This window comes from Zobellia barbeyronii, assembly GCF_018603515.1.
Classification (GTDB): Bacteria; Bacteroidota; Bacteroidia; order Flavobacteriales; family Flavobacteriaceae; genus Zobellia; species Zobellia barbeyronii.
On record NZ_JACATN010000001.1, the window covers coordinates 273,577 to 290,630 of the forward strand.

The window sequence follows — 17,054 nt, forward strand, 5'->3', positions numbered from 1 at the left end:
TATTGCATAAAACAACTGTTTTGACTGCAATAGACACCAACACCCCTCTAGAAGATCTTCAGAATTATCTACAATCTAAAGAATGGCTACATACGTCAGAAAAAATAACTGCTGTAGAAAAACCAGGTGATGGAAATATGAACGTGGTACTCCGCGTTATAACGGACCAACGCTCTTTTATCTTAAAGCAATCGCGCCCATATGTACAAAAGTATCAGCAGATCAAAGCGCCTTTGGACCGGATTGCAGTAGAAAAAAAATTCTATCAAGCGGTTAGAGACAATGCTGTTCATGCACATGTTCCAAAAATTATTGGTTTTGATGCCGCCGAAAATCTATTGTTGCTAGAAGACTTAGGACATTGTGAAGACATGACCTACATCTATGGCAAACAGAATATATCAAACGGGCAGTTAGACCGACTTATTTTTATTCTAGGCCTTATTCATAGAAAAGAAGCTCCTAGCAGTTTTCCAGAGAACATGGAAATGCGCCAACTTAATCACCAACACGTTTTTGAGCTTCCTTTTTTAGAAGACAACGGATTTCAATTAGATGACATACAACCTGGCCTTCAAGAACTTTCACTTCAGTTTAAAAAAGACAAGAAGATAAAAAAAGTAGTAAAAAAGGTTGGAAAAAAATACTTATCACCCGGAAACACCTTGCTACATGGCGATTATTACCCTGGCAGCTGGATGACCGAAGCAGATAATCTTTACATAATAGATCCAGAATTTGGTTTTGTAGGTTTTCCTGAATTTGATTTAGGTGTTATGGCCGCGCATATTATTATTGCCACAGGCAAGAAAGGCTATTTAAAACGTATTCATACCGCTTACCAAGGTGATGCCGATTTAAAATTGATGTCTCAAGTGGCAGGTATTGAGATTATGAGACGACTAATTGGACTAGCGCAATTACCCCTAGAACGTTCCTTGAAAGAAAAAAGCAAGCTTTTAAAAAAAGCGCGTAAACTCATTTTGGCTTCATGAAACAGTTAATAGGCTTCTTTCTAATTCTCTTATCCATTGGTTGCAAAGAGAATACTACCTCTATAAACATACCCGCTCCAAAGAAAACTACATATACCTCAGACACCTTACGCCTTTCAGAAGAAGTCTATTATGACAAGGTTCTGGGTGCGCTTGTAGGTTCTGCCATTGGCGATGCCATGGGCGCTTCTACAGAAATGTGGTCCCGAAAAGACATTCAACTTAAATATAGATATATTACAACATTAACCCCTGCCGTTCGCCAACAATCTCCTGAAGGCACTTGGGGTCATAACTTAATTGCTGGCGCTACCACTGATGATACCCGTTGGAAATATGCAATGGTAAAGTACCTATCTCAAAACAAGGAAAACCTCAACGCCTCTAACTTTGCTAAGTTTATTACCGAATACTATGGGTCGCTAACAAAAACCATAAGCGATAGCGGTTCCGTACCCGATACCGATTTCTTAGATACCCAAATTGAGAAAATAGACTGGATCAAAGAATGGGCCCGCGTAAGTATGGCCTATCAAAAAGATACTGATACTTACCTAAAAGCCATGAATCGCTTTTACGGCGGCGAAATGTCTTGTGCAGGGCAATTGTACACACCTATGCTAGGATTGGTTAGTAACACCCCTGAAAGCGCCTATGAACTTGCTTACGAGCACACTTTGTTCGACTTGGGATATGCTAAAGATATTTCTGCTTTGGTTTCAGCTATGACGCATATGGCGCTTCGCACCACGAACATGGATTCTATTATTAACACTGCAACTTTTGTAGACCCACTGGGTTATCAAGATAGCAGGTTGGTAGGCCGCATTTCATATGACATGGCAGATGCCTCCGTTAAAAAAATACTCGCTTTAAAGCAACTCGCCTTAACTGATACCTTAACGGTTCAAGACAGCATTATTTTTAAAGTTCCCAAAGGATTTCAAGGAAATCAAAAAGACTGGACGCGTCAAGAAATGGCTTATCAATTTTTAGAAGAGCATGAAAAAGCTATTCCCTTTCACTCTGGGGAAATCTGGCAAATTCTGATTACCGCCCTGCAGTATGGCGAAGGCGATTTTGAACAAACCATGCAATTTATAGTGAACTACGGTCGTGACAATGACACAGTTGCAGCGGTAGCAGGTATGATATTAGGCGCTAAAGACGGTTATTCCAATCTACCTGTGGCGCTGCGCACCCAAGCTCTGAAAGTAAACAAAGAAAATATGGGCATTGATCTTGAGGCACTAGCGCGCGAAATGGTTGAAAAAAAGTACATAGACTTTGAACTCCCTTAGCCTTTACTTAACAAAGCTCAGATCATTTTAATAGTATATTTGTTATTGTACTACAAGTTAAATTCTCATGAAAACTATATTAAGTACCCTCTTATTTTTTTTGATAGCTTCTACTTCTTTTTCTCAAAGCAAGATAGATAAGACCCTGAGAAAACTCAACAAAGAATCAGTTGATTACATTCACGTTGAAGCACTTGAAAAGACCGAAAACCGTATTTTGTTGGATGCCCGTGAGAAAAAGGAATATGATGTTAGCCACCTAGAAAATGCTATTTGGGTAGGCTATGACACCTTTCAATTGGATTCTGTTCTACAAAAAGTTCAAAATAAAAACAGTGAAATAGTCGTTTACTGTTCTATAGGCGTACGTTCTGAAAATATTGGAGAAGAATTAGAAGAGGCTGGCTATACCAATGTCAAAAATCTATATGGAGGTATTTTTGAATGGAAGAACGAAGGGCTTCCGGTATATGATTCTATAGGAAACACTACCGAAAAGATACATGCCTTTAATAAACATTGGGGAAAACTACTTACTAGCGGAGAGAAAGTTTACGACAAATAAAACGTCTAATATTTTTTACAGAATTTCCTTTTCAATAAATCATAAATCAATAAAATCACTATCATTTGAGTATCATATCTCCGCAAGAAAAACAGAAAGACGCCGCTACGGTAAACTATACTAATGTGGCATCTAAGAACCTACTGCTCATCTTTACACGGAATCCGCAATTAGGTAAATGTAAAACCAGGTTAGCAGCTACCGTTGGTAACGAAGTAGCTTTGGATATCTATAAATTTTTACTTGACCATACTGCAAACATCACAGAAAATCTAAATGCCGCTAAACAAGTTTGGTATTCAGAGGAGATTTGGGAAGATGACATTTGGAGTTCAAGCATATTTGACAAGAGACTTCAGCATGGCCCGAATTTAGGTGTTCGCATGGCAAAAGCTTTTCAAGACGGGTTTGCTTCAGGATTTGAACGGATTATTGTGATAGGTAGTGATATGTACGACCTAGACCAAAATGACTTACAAAACGCTTTTTCGGAATTAAAGAAAAACAATTTTGTTGTAGGACCCGCGGAAGATGGAGGATATTACCTTTTAGGCATGAACAGTTTTAAACCGGAGCTCTTTTCTAATAAAAATTGGGGTAATGATACTGTTCTAACCAACACATTAGAAGATTTAAAAAACGAAAAACATCATATTTTAGAGGAACGAAACGATGTGGATATCTACGAAGATATTAAAGACATTAAAGCTTTTGAGCCTTATTTAAAACATATTAAAGCATGATAAGAAAACAATTGAACGAATCCGTAGCCTACTTGCAAAGTAAAGGATTTGATAATCCTGAAATTGGAATTGTACTTGGCACTGGCTTAGGCAAACTGGCGAATCAGATAGAAGACGCGATTGAAGCACACTACAACCATATTCCATTCTTCCCGCTAGCAACCGTAGAATTTCACTCCGGAATGCTAATTTATGGCACTTTAGAAGGCAAAAAGACTGTAGTTATGCAAGGGCGTTTTCATCTTTATGAAGGTTATGACTTTATGGATATTACTTACCCTATTCGGGTAATGCATGAATTAGGTATTAAAAAATTGTTTATTTCAAACGCTGCCGGCGCCATCAATTTAGATTACAAGGAAGGTGATTTAATGCTAATTGAAGACCACATTAACCTTCAGGGCGGATCCCCATTAGCATTTAAAGGTGTTGGGCAATTTGGCTCCCGTTTCACGGATATGTCAGAACCGTACGATGTACCCATGTGCAAAGCTTTGACAAGTATTGCCGAAAAAGAAAATATAACCTTACACAAAGGAGTATACGCATCTGTAGTGGGGCCGCAACTAGAAACCAAGGCAGAATACCGCATGCTTAAAATAATTGGCGCAGACGCTGTTGGAATGAGCACAGTGCCAGAAGTTATTGTAGCAAACCACCTTAACCTTCCAATCATAGCGGTTTCTGTTATTACAGATGAATGTAATCCAGACAATTTAAAGCCGGCTGACATACAACAGATTCTCAAAACCGCTGAAGCAGCAGAACCAAAAATGGTTAAACTATTTAGAGAATTAATAAAGACGCTCTAGCGCAAATAATGAGGTCTCCAGCAAAATTGCTATAACCTCCAATGTAAGTTTTTGCAAGTAAGCACTACTTATTATTAGAAATTACACGCTATGCAATTTAAACTAATGGCTCAAATGACAGTTTTATCTATTTTTTCTTTAGCTGGGCTTTTTTCTTTCTTTGGAGGCAAAGAAATGCCTCAATATGAATTCTCAGGCACTTCTCAAAGTGAGGTTTTAGACCACACCGCATGGAACTCCCTTTTAAAAAAATATGTAGACAACATAGGTAATGTTGACTATAAAGGCTTCAACAATGACCAGGCAGCACTTACCTCCTATTTAGAGTATTTAGGAAACACAAGTCCGTCTGATATATGGTCTAAAGAAGAAGCTCTAGCCTACTATATTAATCTTTACAATGCTGCAACGGTTCAATTAATTTTAAACAACTACCCTACTAAAAGTATTAAAGACATTAAAGACCCTTGGGGCAAAGAATGGGTAAGAATTGGTAGCGAAACCTTTTCTTTAGGAGATATAGAGCACAAAATTCTTCGTAAAATGAACGAGCCTCGTATTCATTTTGCCATAAACTGCGCATCTTTCTCCTGTCCGAAGCTATTGAACGAAGCCTATACTTCAGAAAAAATTGAAGACCAATTGCAACAAGCCTCGGAAGACTTTGTAAACGATCCTACCCGAAATATTATTTCCAAAGAAAAATTACAGCTTTCCAACATTTTTAAATGGTATAAGAAAGATTTTACGGAAAACGGCAGCCTTATAGACTATATCAAAACTTATAGCCAAAAAGACATAGACCCGAAGGCCGACATTAAATATGTTACATACGACTGGAGTTTAAATGAAAAAAAATAGACTCCAAATAAGTATTGTTATTCCGGTATTGAATGAGGCCAAAGGTATTGCTCAAACAATCAATTATCTAACCGCGAACAGCTCCCCAGAAAACATCAAAGAAATATTGATTGTAGATGGTGGAAGTGCAGATAACACTGCGGCTATAGCAGAACATCATGGCGCAAGAGTTATACATTCTGCAAAAGGCAGGGCAAAACAACTGAATTATGGAGCCAAAAATGCGAAGGGAGCTATTCTTTATTTTTTACATGCAGATACCTTGCCTCCTCATAATTTTGACCAATCTGTGAAAGACGCTGTAGAAGACGGTTTTGAAACTGGTTGTTTTCAAATGAAATTTGACAGCAATAGTATCTTTCTAAGCTTTTTTGCTTGGTTTACGCGGGTAAATCATCAAATATGCAGAGGCGGCGATCAATCTTTGTTCATTACAAAAGAACTCTTTAATAGCTCAGGTGGTTTTAATGAAGCTTATGTGGTCTATGAAGACAATGAATTTATTGGTAGATTATATAAAAGTACATTCTTTAAAATCTTACCGCGACACGTAAAAACATCAGCAAGAAGGTATCAAGAAAGAGGTATGGTAAAACTGCAATATCACTTTGGAATAATGCATTTAAAAAATTACTTGGGTGCTGGTCCAGATCAACTGTACGATTATTACAAGCGGAAGATTTCAGTTTAACGAATAGGCCCTATTTCTCCTAATTTATGGTCTAGCAGTACCCCTTCGCTAATCCATTTTGCTAAAGCTTGTCGGTTTTCTGGATCAAGAATACGCCTTTGATCTTTCTTATTTTTAATATTCCCCACTTCAATAAAAGTCATTGCTGGGTGTGTCTTTTTTACAAGATACAAAGAAGTCCTATCTTCAAAAGTTCCTGAATATGTCCGATTAGGTTGATACTTTTTGTATTTCTTTTGGAAGGTTTTATGTATGCTTTCGGCCAGTTTCTTACCGTTTCTACTCTTCTCATGATGATAGAAAAACACATCTATATTCTGCCCCACACTACGGCTGTCTATATGAGTAACAATTAGGCGTTGGAACTTACCTCTATTTTTCTTGTATAAACTATTTACAATATCTACACGTTGCCTTAAACGAGCTACCTGATTTAAAGGAATGGTTTTATTAGGATAGGCAACCTCATCATGATCAATCTCCAAGATACGCTCATCCCTAATCCCGTCATTCTCATCTCTAATTATAATATACACTTCTGCTCCATGAGCTAATAGCTCTCTGGCTAGACGTAATGTGATATCATAAGCATACTCATCTTCCGCAATAGATTTACCTCCATATGTGGCCATGGCACCAGGATCTGGACCACCATGTCCGGAAACCAAGTAATAGACCGCCCCTTTCAATAATTTACTTTTTGGAAGGACTGTTTCATAATCTTTACCAAAAATAGGATAGACCTTCCCTTCTATTTTTTTGATTTCTTTGGTTTTACTTTGGATAGTGTCTACAATAGCTACCGTATCAAGGTCTGCAGATGGAATGCGGTAAGTTCTACCTGCATACAGGTGAATGCTATCTCGTAGATTTTCAATATTCAATGAAATAAAATCATCATAATGATCATAAGGATTTACACCTTGTTTTCTCAATAAAGAAAGTATACCATCACCTTTTTGGGCAACAACAGTCTGTATCGTATCCTGTGAAAAGGACGACACAGTGAAACCCATAAAAAAAACTAAGAGGCCTAGCACCTTAAAACGATAAGAAAAACTATAATTCATTAATCAACTTTATCAAAAAAACCATCATACATCTACTCCTGCGGTAAACTACCTAATTCCAGAAAATCAAAAACAATGCCTAAAATTATTTGAATCCGATGCAAAATTAAAGAACCAAACATTAAAACTACCAGACCTTGAATAATTTAGTTAACGATTTCTTCAACAGTCTATATTTTATTGACTTTTAAGTAAACCGACTTTGGCGATAGCTTTTAGGAGATTGCCCTATATGTCTCTTGAAATATTTTACAAAGTAAGAAGCATCTTCGAACCCCAATCGAAAAGCGATTTCGTTAATCTGCAAAGTAGTAAACCTTACCAGACGCTTAGCCTCCAGTATGGTCCTTTGGGCAATAATCTGAGATGGAGATTTCCCTACGATTGCATTTGTAAGTGTAGATAATGTTTTAGGAGAAACGTTCATAAAATTGGCATACTCACCAACCGAAAGCCCGTCTTTAAAATGCAATTCTACCAGCTCTTTGAATTCAAAAAACTGCCTTTCATAAAGGCTATTGAGTTGAATAGGCTTACTAGCATCACTTCGATGAATGCGCTCCAATTGAATTAAAAAAGCTTTCAACAAAAACCGTATGATATCTTCATAACCAAAACGATCACGTTCTTGCAATTCATTTTGAATCAAAGAAATATAAGTAGATGCCACGGTTACACTATTTTCATCAATGGTATAACAAGGTTTTTCCAACATATGAAATATGTTGAATTTCAAAAACATATCAATATCTGTATGCTTAAAAAAACTTTCATTAAAATGAATTAACCAACCTTGAACCTCTTCATTTTCATCAAAAGCGTGCACTTGGTCCTTAGTAACAAACAGGACTGTGTTTTTCTTTACATCGTACTTCTTAAAGTCTACGGCATGCGTGCCGCCTTCATTAAAGAACCATATAATTTGATAATAACTATGGGAATGGGGCACTGCAGCTAAATCCCCACTTTTTTTTCTGTAGGTATTTAGGTCGTACAGTTCAAACTGAAGCTTTCTAGGATGCTCCTTATGCAAATGGTACTGTTCAATTTTGGTCTTCGAATTTTGCATTCGCTTAGCTTGGGACTATTTTATAATCTCTTGGTCGCAAAAAAAATGGCTCACTAACGCATCAACCTAGAAATTTTTTGACTGTATTGATTCCGCTGTAAATGGCGCCATCCATATATCCGCCATGAATTGGTGATGTCTCTGCTCCTGAGAACCGCAACTTACCGCTCATAAAACTTTTGGCAAATACTGGATTTCCATAAGACGGACTCATATAAATAGACTTAATAGTTTCGCAAGAAGTATGCTTGTCTTGAGACCAATCTTTTTCTTCGTAAGTAAGATAATCTATAACCTCAGCTCCAAGATATTTAGATAAATAATTTAAAATACGTTGTTTTCTATTTTCTTCAGACACGTCCCTAAGCCCTTCATTTACAAATCCCATGAGTGCAAAATGTGAGTTTTCTGCATCATTATGATCATATAACTCCGTTACCGCACCTACTTGCCCAATGACCATACCCGAAAAATTCTTAGCTCTCCAAAAAGGTGTCTTGAACGTCAAGCCCACTTTAATGGCATTGCTCATCCATGTGTGGGTCTTTTTCATTGTTTCATTTACCTCGGGAGGCAATTCAGGAGAAAAAGAAATGCGAGTAGCTATTAAAGGCGGAATGGTCACAATAACCTTTTTTGCAAAAAACGTTTCTTTATCGGTCTCTACCTTTACTCCGTTTTCAGTCTCATGAATACCAACAACATTGGTGTTCAATTTTATTTTTTCGGATAAAGGTTTGGCCAAAGCATGAATCAAAGCTTGAGAATTCCCCTTCATACGATAGGCAGATGGCGTATCTGGATCATTCTCAAAATAATGCTCCGGAGCCATGGTACTGTAAACCAAAACACTCTTTCCTTCATTATATTGATGATGTTTCTCAACACCAAGTGCATCCAAAAGTGCTATAACTTCTTCATGATGGGTCTGAAACCAAGTAGCACCAAAATCAATGCCATCTCGGGTTACAATACGTCCACCAACTCGGTCACGGGATTCGAGTATCTTAAAATCGGTTATTCCGCTTTTACTCAAATAATACGCGGAAGTAAGCCCAGATAACCCGGCTCCTATAATGATATATTCTGAGATTTTTTCTGTCATAATTAGAATATGAAATTACATGATTTGCAGCAATAAAACGCAATTCAGAAATGCAAGCATTTTGAACTGCGTTTAAACTTGATAAGTATAAACTATTAATTTCTTCCTGACATTACACCACCATCCGTATCCCAAATGGCACCTGTTACCCAGGAAGCTTTATCGGATAGTAAAAAAGAGATGGTATTTGCCACGTCTTCCGGTTTTCCGTATCGCCCAATAGGATGAAAACTATGCAAACCTTGTAAAGCCTTATGCGCCTCTTCCTTTCCTCCAAAAACACCGTCATAAACAGGAGTCTCTACCACTGCAGGAGACACTGCATTAACCCTAATGTTTGAATCCGCCAACTCCATAGCTAAATGTTGCGTTAGTGAATGTAACCCTGCCTTTTGCATAGAATATGCAGATGATGGTGTAACTTTTACCGCTTGTTTGGCCCACATAGAACCAACATTAACAATTGAACCGCCACCTGTAGCCGCCATCTTTTTAGCTACGGTTTGAGTTATAAAGAAGAACCCTCTGTTTAAATCCATATATGAATCATAATCTGCCTCACTATGGTCTAAAAAAGGTTTTGGACCAAAAATTCCCGAAGCATTTACCAAATAGTCCAGATTATCCCAACTATCAATTTTATTATTCAACTCCTTCAATTGCTTCGCACTTGTAATATCTACTTTATGAGTTATTAAGTTACCCGTTGTTTCTATTTCAAAAACTCCAAGTTTATCTTGGTTTGTGCCAACAACATGAACTTCTATACCTTCATTCAAAAGGTTCTGAGCCGTTGCTTTTCCAATCCCACTACTGCCGCCAATTATCAATGCTCTTTTCATCGTATTATATTTTTTAGAGTTTTGTTAGAACAAAGGTATTTTGGTTCTATGGTCGAGAACGGGACAATAGAGAGAATCCATGGTAATTTTCGGAAACATATGATGCAACTGTTTACTTTTCAAATATCTTTAACTTAATGAATTCAGGAAATCCACATAAGAGATTATTAGACCATATTGTTTATACCGTTAGTGATTTAGACTCTGCAGTTATTGCTCTGGAGAAGAAATTAGGTGTTAAGGCTATTTTTGGAGGACACCATCCTACACAAGGCACCAAAAATGCTTTAATAAACTTAGACAACGGAACGTATCTTGAACTTTTAGCCGCGGATGAGTCCAATAAAAATATAGCACCACCAAGATGGATGGGCGTAGATATGCTTACGCATGATCAAATAACGCGTTGGGCATTAAAATCTAACGAGCTTCAAAAAGATGCCATCATAGTAAAACAATACCTCCCAGAAATGGGAAATATTACAGGCGGAAGTCGTAATACGGCAAATGGAGCACTATTAAAATGGGAACTTATATTGCCCTTGCCCACACCAGAAATAGAGCTTGTTCCTTTTATGGTAGACTGGAGCCAGACAGAAACGCATCCACATGATGCTTTACCTAATATGGGTTGCAAATTGATTGAGCTGTATGGTACACACCCAAATCCCGACATAGTTTATAACACATTCAATAAATTGGGCGTGCAGCTAAGAATAGAACCTAACGAAAAAATTAGTCTAAAGGCTAGTATACAAAGCCCAAAAGGGGTTGTAGAAATTTAAACACTTATGAAAATCAGCTATTATCTTATCACCCTATTAGTACTCCTAGGATTATCTTCTTGCAAGTCAAAAGAAAAGGAGAAAATAGTAGAAAAACCTATTCTTAAAATTACACAGTCTATTGATAAGACTACTCAAAGAGAAGAACCGGACGAAGCAGAAACTTTGGTTCAGCAGGCAATTACCGCACATGGCGGAGATCGTTATAACAAGGCCCATTACGGCTTTACCTTTCGCGACAAAGATTATACTTTTCAAAACGATGGTAATACATATATCTACACCGCATCAATGAAAGAAAAAGGTAATGAAATCATAGACCTACTTGACAATGGTAAATTATTACGTAAAGTAAATGGCAAACCTGTCTCCCTTTCCCCAAAAGATAACGTCAAGTACACCGAAGCCTTAAACTCTGTCATTTATTTTGCCACTTTACCGCATAAATTAAATGATAAGGCGGTAAACAAAACCTATATCGAGCACACTACGATCAAAGGCGAAGATTACAAAGCCATAGAGGTGACTTTTGACCAAAAAGGTGGAGGCACCGATCATGATGATGTGTTTATGTATTGGATCAACGCAAAATCTAAAACCATAGATTATTTAGCTTACAAATACGAAACAAACGATGGTGGCGTACGCTTAAGGAGTTCCTATAATCGTAGGACCGTAGATGGCATAATATTTCAAGATTACATTAACTACAAAGCACCTATTGGTACTACGCTAACAGACCTACCTTCTTTATTAGAAAAAGAAAAACTGGAAGAGCTTTCTAAAATAGAAACAGAGAACGTTGTAAATTTGGATAAATAAAACAGAAATTATGGCTGTCCTTGAAGTTATAAAAATGGGTAATCCTTTATTAAGAAAGGTATCCGAAGCGGTTACACCGGACGAAATACTATCAGCCGATTTTCAACAATTTGTAGCCGACCTGATTGAAACCATGCGAGAAGAAAGTGGTGCAGGTATCGCTGCTATACAAGTGGGCGTGCTCAAAAGGGTATTTACCATGGAAATGAAAAAGAACGACCGCTATCCGGATAAAGGCTCTTTTGCACTCACAACGGTCATAAACCCAGAAATAGAACCCTTAGGGTCCGAAGAAGTTGAAGGATGGGAAGGTTGCCTATCCATACCCGGAATACGAGGTAGGCTGAAACGCTACAAAAAGATTAAACTAAGCGGGTTTGATATAAAAGGAGAAAAGTTCGAAAAGGTTTTGGATGATTTCTCGGCTATAGTTGCCCAACATGAACTAGACCACCTCAACGGGATTTTGTTAATTGATCGTATGCCAAATATGGAAACCTTAACTTTTCAAGAAGAGTACGATACCTACTGGAAGGTCTAATTAAAAGTACTGACCAATTCCAAAAACAAGTCCTCTAGAAGCATCTTTGGTAATACCGTAGCCATAGTCTATTCTAAAAATAGCATTAAAGATGCGTTTGTGCATAAACCTCAACCCTACTCCTGGGTAAATACGAATGTTCTGTTTATCTGAAAAATCACTAAAACCACCTCCTGGGTTACGCCAAGACCCACCGTCAATAAAAACATTGCTCTGTAATACAAACCAGTTTTTCTCAATAAGGGTATGACGATATTCCGTATTAAAAACAATAGCCCCCGTACCTCTATCAATAGTATTACCTACGCCTCTTATGTTTAAGTTATTATCTACCGTAAAAGGTGCAAAAGGAGTATTTACATTACTTGCCAACCCCACCCGAAGACGGTTCGCCCAATTACCCTTATCACCAACGCGTTTAAAGTAAACAAAGTCATTAAAGCCAATTAAAAATTCCGGCAGATTCTCATTAGTACTGCCCACATATTGAAAATTAAGAGTGCTTCTGAAGCCGTCCAACAAATAGAAATAGTACTTGATATTTTCATAATTGTAAATCAATTTAATGAGATGCTTGTCCACTTTCAAAGCCCTTGGCACAATGTCATTTGTAGCGCCAGATATGTATCTGTAATCTTCTGTAAAAAGACTCCCTCCAAATTCTATTCGGTTTTTGAAGTTGAATTCATGTAAACCCATAACCTCAAAACCACGATTGTTATATCTATAATCTGCCGTTGTACCATCAAAAAAAACAGGTTCTTGGGTCGTAAAATCATTATAGCTAAAAGATAAACCTGTAGTTCTACTGAATAGATGAGGAGCTCTCACGGCCACTCCGAACGAATTGAAGACATCATATTGATAGAAACCTCCGATATTTATATCCCTACCTAAAAAATTAAATTCTTGCAAACCTACCCTAAAGGCAAAAGCATCGTTTGAAGATGAAAAAAGATTGGCAAAAGGAATTAAAGTGAAGTTCTCCTCTACGTTGTAGAATACGTTATGCTCGTTAGCATCTGAGGAAAAAACTTGATAATAGGCATGTGATACTGACGGAAGCCTTTGTAAACGGGCAATATCCTGTTCCAAAAGAACGGAATCTAGCACCATACCCGGTTTTAAGGTGATTAGCTTTTTTAAGAAAGAAGTTTTTGTACGTTTAGCTCCTTGAATTTCTACATTTAGCACCGTCCCTTCTTGTGCTTGAGAGAACACTCCATTTAATATTAAAATAAAAAAAAGAAGTATTCTTCTAACCATACTTTAAGCTAAGGAACTGTAGATATAATGTATACTCATTAAAATTCTATTTCAGAAAAAAGATTCACCCAGTTATCTTCACTAACCCCCATTAAAGTGAAATTATGCTTTTCTTCTATTTTTAATGCAAGAGGGTTCCCTTTTGTAATATTCAGGACCACGTTTTTAAGGTCGTAATATTGGAAACTATTCTCGTAGGTATACGATCCAGAAATCAGGTTATCTGCAGCATCAGATACCACTTGAAAATAGATTTTAGTATCTGTATATTCTCCATCCTCCCAAGAGAACAATGGCATACCGGTTTGCAGTGAATCAACCTTAACATTATCTGAGGCATACTCCGTAGGCTTGGTAAAATGCTTTAACCTAATTGGGTTTGAAAGATGTGTTTTCCCTGCTTCTTCAAAACTAACAATGACCCATTTTTCTTTGGAAACTGCTACTTCAAATTTCCTTAGATATCCATTAAAGACCTCAAAAGACGCAATATCTAAACGATAATATTGATTGTAATCATTCTTAGATACATCAAGATCTTTGGTTTCATAATACCTAATATTAGACACTCCGTCTCTGGGATAGAAAAACACACTTACCAAATCATCGTTTTCGTTACTGGCCGCACAGGCAATAACATTATCTACTACAGACGTCTTGTCCATTAAAGCATCCTTCAGGGTAACATCTTGGTTTTCTAAATCGGATGAGCAGCTCACCGTTATAAGCAATAGAATAAAAAAAATGACTGAACGCATATCAATGATTTTTATAGACTTCTTTTATTATTTCTTGGGCCGGTTTGTTTTGTGGCGTAAACCTATTGTCTGCTTCTCCACCAGATTTCTTATAATCTATGAACCACTTCCACACATAACCGCCGGCAAACCAATCTTCATCCCAAAACTCTGCGAAGATGGCTTTTTTAGCATTTACCTGAGCAACTAGATTTACCTGATCTTCATTTCTATCTACCAACCAAGGCTTATGAGCCGTATAATCCATACTTCTATAACCAAATTCCGTAAACATAACAGAACGACCTGTTTTTTCTGAAAGAGCGGCAATATCTCCTTTCCACCGTTGCCAACCTTCTCGTAGTTGTTCTACCGAAGGTGTCTTTTCTTCCGACAGCGGAAAATACGCATCAATTCCTATATAATCCAAATCTTCCCAAAAAGGAACACGAGAATACTCATCCCAATTGGCCGCATAGGTAAGTTTTCCATCATAAATAGTTCTGATTTCAGCAATTATCCCGTGCCAATATTCCGGCCTATTAATTACAAATTTCTCTAGCTCGGTACCAATACAAAATATTTCGGATTGGGTCTCTTGGGCCATTTTAGCATTAGCCAAAATAAATTTGGAGTAGGAAGCCTCAAGTTTTTTCCAATCCTCTTCGGAGTTCATGTGCAAAGTACCGGTAAATTCTCCCCGCCAAATCCAAATTTGCGGCTTTACCATGGTCCTGATATTATTTTTATGAAGCAGGCCAATGTATTGCATTGCACCCTTATTGGTTTCCCCAAACCATTGGCGTTCCGTATTGAAAACAATTTCAGGAGAAGCTACATCGCGAATAAAGGCAAAAGGCATTACTGCCGCGTGGTTTGCATTGACTTCTTTTACGCCATCTATATGTTCTTGAAGCACCTCATTTCTTGAGGCTACAAAGCTTACACCATTAATTTTTTTCTTATCCTGACTTGAACAGGAAAACTGAAGTAGACACAAAAAAAGGAGTCCTAATCTACGCATGCATCGTTATTAAGACCCCTAAAATACAGTATTTATGATTACCCCTTAAAAAATTGCCCTTAAACCCAAATTAAAGGTTTGTCCAAGACCGGTATTACTTCCTCTTACGAAATTAGTATATAATGCCTCTAGGTTCAAAGCATTGGTTAACTGGTATTTTGCACCACCACCTACCGCAGTAAAGTTCTGAGCAAAATCATTACCCAAATCTAAACGTTGAGAATGTTGAGCCAAAGCTAAAATGGTAAATTTAGAACTAGGGAAATAACTTAAAAACACACCTGGCGTTAAGTTCAAACTGTTATTAGCAAAGCTTTCTTCTTTATCGCCAAAACTTAACTCAGAATTCAACTCACTAAACAACTGCCATTTATTTCCTGGAAATGTGTAATCATAGAAAAATCGGTTTTGCCAGATGTATCCTTTTTGGTCCAAGAACACACCATTCTCAGTTTCATTATCTACCAATGGGATAAAGAAAGAACTCTGAATAGAAAAATTACTGATAGACCTAAACGGCACGAACTTTACGGATGGTGCTATAGAAGTTAAACCTGAACGTGCAGTACTACCTTCTCCATCAAACTTAAACACATCTAAGGCATCTCTGTCTCCTATTACATTTGACCGGAATTCAAAAATAGCTCCTACATTCCACCTTTTATCTTCACCAACACCAGTATAAGCTTCTAAAGTAGAAGTAAAGAATGTCTGCCTAGGCTCCTTACCATCGCTAAACGTACTTTCAGTTTGTGTATACAGGTTATTAAACCATTTTATATCTATTTGCCCTTTTCCAATTAACTTAGAAGGTGTGTATTGTTGAATATTACTCTGAGTTGTATTGTCTTGATCATCCGCATCTTCTTGTGCAAACACTATAGTACTGGCCAAAAGAAGACCCGAAAGAAATAAATTTCTTTTTATTGATTTCATAAGTTTTAGTTTAAAAGTTAGGGCTGGTTACTATTTTATTTCGTTCAAGGTCCAGTCATATGGATAATAAGAAACCTTAGCCCCTTCAGGAAGTTGTTCTGTTTTGTACTTATTTATAAAGCCCACCAAGCTTTGTCCGTTTTGAGTAAAATCGCCTTTATACCACTCAAAAATCTGTGAGATTTTTATCTTATTCTTATTCAATTGAATAAACTGAGGGTTATTTAAAGCCAACTTAGTCTGCTTTTCTAATTGAGCATCCAGAGTTTCGGGCTTATATGCTTTGCTTATTATAGGAGGACAGCCTAATCCACCGCACACTAACACAAAGTGAAAACGTGCTTCCGATGGAAATTTGGCCCGTAATAATTTGTTTTCAATATCATTAAGAGTCGTGTTCTTTCCTCCTATTTCATATTTTTCTTTGTCAAAAAAACCACCAACATCTAATGGAGATTTTAGAGGATAGTTTTCTACTACTCCTTTAATTACAAGAAGGTTGTAACTATTAATCCAGAATGCTTGGTACTCGTTTGCGTTGGATTCCGTTACATTTATTTTTTTTGCAGCTTCAAGTAGGTTGTCTAAATCTGCTACATTTCCTTTAACTGCGGAATAATTAACACGACCATCTGTTACCTTGGTCTTAAAGAAGGCGTCTGCCTTTGTAAAAAAATCAGCTGTATCTTGTCCAAAAGTTACTGATATAGTGGTTATTGAAAGAAAAATAACCAAGATTGAAAGTTTCATAATTTGATAGTTTTGTTGTTATCCTTGCCATTTCTGTCGAGACGATTTTAACATCCATACAAAAAAAGAGATTTATTTATCGATTATTTAAAATTTTCACAATCAAGGCCTTACAAGTTCGTTATCTCATCCAAAACCT

19 protein-coding genes are annotated in these 17,054 nt (G+C 37.1%); 10 read left to right on the forward strand and 9 right to left on the reverse strand.

What is annotated here, in order from left to right:
* Positions 1-20: 20 nt before the first annotated feature.
* The 7 genes from HW347_RS01130 (at position 21) to HW347_RS01160 (ending at position 5,968) form a co-directional block, all read left to right on the forward strand.
* The gene (locus tag HW347_RS01130; RefSeq protein ID WP_214610124.1) at positions 21-995 is read left to right on the forward strand and encodes a phosphotransferase; all 975 of its coding nucleotides are present in this window, start codon (positions 21-23) and stop codon (positions 993-995) included.
* Positions 992-2,296, forward strand: a complete 1,305-nt coding sequence (locus HW347_RS01135) for an ADP-ribosylglycohydrolase family protein (protein WP_214610125.1) — start codon at positions 992-994, stop codon at positions 2,294-2,296. The genes HW347_RS01130 and HW347_RS01135 overlap by 4 nt, the downstream gene beginning before the upstream one ends.
* A 67-nt stretch (positions 2,297-2,363) precedes the next feature.
* Positions 2,364-2,861 (forward strand): rhodanese-like domain-containing protein, encoded by a 498-nt coding sequence (locus HW347_RS01140; RefSeq protein ID WP_214610126.1) that lies wholly within the window; start codon positions 2,364-2,366, stop codon positions 2,859-2,861.
* A 65-nt stretch (positions 2,862-2,926) separates the two neighbouring features.
* On the forward strand, positions 2,927-3,604 hold the full coding sequence (locus tag HW347_RS01145) for a TIGR04282 family arsenosugar biosynthesis glycosyltransferase (RefSeq protein WP_225901789.1): 678 nt from the start codon (positions 2,927-2,929) through the stop codon (positions 3,602-3,604).
* Complete coding sequence (locus HW347_RS01150) at positions 3,601-4,416, forward strand: purine-nucleoside phosphorylase (RefSeq protein WP_214610127.1); 816 nt, start codon at positions 3,601-3,603, stop codon at positions 4,414-4,416. The genes HW347_RS01145 and HW347_RS01150 overlap by 4 nt, the downstream gene beginning before the upstream one ends.
* Before the next feature lie 90 nt (positions 4,417-4,506).
* Positions 4,507-5,277 carry a DUF547 domain-containing protein gene (locus HW347_RS01155; RefSeq protein ID WP_225901790.1) on the forward strand — a complete coding sequence of 257 codons (771 nt, stop codon included), beginning with the start codon at positions 4,507-4,509 and terminating at the stop codon, positions 5,275-5,277.
* Positions 5,264-5,968, forward strand: a complete 705-nt coding sequence (locus tag HW347_RS01160) for a TIGR04283 family arsenosugar biosynthesis glycosyltransferase (protein ID WP_214610128.1) — start codon at positions 5,264-5,266, stop codon at positions 5,966-5,968. The genes HW347_RS01155 and HW347_RS01160 overlap by 14 nt, the downstream gene beginning before the upstream one ends.
* On the opposite strand, the gene HW347_RS01165 is transcribed toward HW347_RS01160, so the two are convergent.
* The 4 genes from HW347_RS01165 to HW347_RS01180 all read right to left on the reverse strand — a co-directional run bounded on the left by HW347_RS01165 (position 5,965) and on the right by HW347_RS01180 (position 10,054).
* Positions 5,965-6,984, reverse strand: a complete 1,020-nt coding sequence (locus HW347_RS01165; protein WP_225901791.1) for an N-acetylmuramoyl-L-alanine amidase family protein — start codon at positions 6,982-6,984, stop codon at positions 5,965-5,967. The genes HW347_RS01160 and HW347_RS01165 overlap by 4 nt on opposite strands.
* A 241-nt stretch (positions 6,985-7,225) precedes the next feature.
* Positions 7,226-8,107, reverse strand: a complete 882-nt coding sequence (locus HW347_RS01170; RefSeq protein WP_214610130.1) for an AraC family transcriptional regulator — start codon at positions 8,105-8,107, stop codon at positions 7,226-7,228.
* A gap of 61 nt (positions 8,108-8,168) precedes the next feature.
* Positions 8,169-9,212: a flavin monoamine oxidase family protein gene (locus HW347_RS01175; RefSeq protein ID WP_214610131.1), complete on the reverse strand. Its 1,044-nt coding sequence runs from the start codon at positions 9,210-9,212 to the stop codon at positions 8,169-8,171.
* 95 nt (positions 9,213-9,307) lie between these two features.
* Positions 9,308-10,054 (reverse strand): SDR family NAD(P)-dependent oxidoreductase, encoded by a 747-nt coding sequence (locus tag HW347_RS01180; protein WP_214610132.1) that lies wholly within the window; start codon positions 10,052-10,054, stop codon positions 9,308-9,310.
* A gap of 137 nt (positions 10,055-10,191) precedes the next feature.
* Between HW347_RS01180 and HW347_RS01185 the strand changes: the two genes are divergently transcribed.
* Genes HW347_RS01185 through def form a run of 3 tightly spaced genes read left to right on the forward strand, consistent with a single transcriptional unit; the run spans position 10,192 to position 12,202 of the window.
* On the forward strand, positions 10,192-10,839 hold the full coding sequence (locus HW347_RS01185; RefSeq protein WP_214610133.1) for a VOC family protein: 648 nt from the start codon (positions 10,192-10,194) through the stop codon (positions 10,837-10,839).
* 6 nt (positions 10,840-10,845) lie between these two features.
* Positions 10,846-11,661, forward strand: a complete 816-nt coding sequence (locus HW347_RS01190; protein ID WP_214610134.1) for a DUF6503 family protein — start codon at positions 10,846-10,848, stop codon at positions 11,659-11,661.
* 10 nt (positions 11,662-11,671) lie between these two features.
* Positions 11,672-12,202 (forward strand): peptide deformylase, encoded by a 531-nt coding sequence (gene def, locus HW347_RS01195; RefSeq protein ID WP_214610135.1) that lies wholly within the window; start codon positions 11,672-11,674, stop codon positions 12,200-12,202.
* Here def and HW347_RS01200 read toward each other — a convergent pair whose 3' ends face one another.
* From HW347_RS01200 to HW347_RS01220, 5 genes are read right to left on the reverse strand one after another with little or no spacing between them, the layout of a single operon-like run.
* A complete protein-coding gene (locus tag HW347_RS01200; protein WP_214610136.1) occupies positions 12,203-13,468 on the reverse strand; it encodes a POTRA domain-containing protein in 1,266 nt (421 codons plus the stop codon).
* Between the two features lie 38 nt (positions 13,469-13,506).
* Complete coding sequence (locus HW347_RS01205; RefSeq protein WP_214610137.1) at positions 13,507-14,226, reverse strand: hypothetical protein; 720 nt, start codon at positions 14,224-14,226, stop codon at positions 13,507-13,509.
* Between the two features lies 1 nt (position 14,227).
* Complete coding sequence (locus tag HW347_RS01210; protein ID WP_214610138.1) at positions 14,228-15,229, reverse strand: glycoside hydrolase family 113; 1,002 nt, start codon at positions 15,227-15,229, stop codon at positions 14,228-14,230.
* Between the two features lie 45 nt (positions 15,230-15,274).
* Positions 15,275-16,165, reverse strand: coding sequence for a hypothetical protein (locus tag HW347_RS01215; protein ID WP_214610139.1), 891 nt, complete (start codon positions 16,163-16,165; stop codon positions 15,275-15,277).
* A gap of 30 nt (positions 16,166-16,195) precedes the next feature.
* Positions 16,196-16,915, reverse strand: a complete 720-nt coding sequence (locus HW347_RS01220; protein WP_214610140.1) for a DUF547 domain-containing protein — start codon at positions 16,913-16,915, stop codon at positions 16,196-16,198.
* Positions 16,916-17,054: the final 139 nt, after the last annotated feature.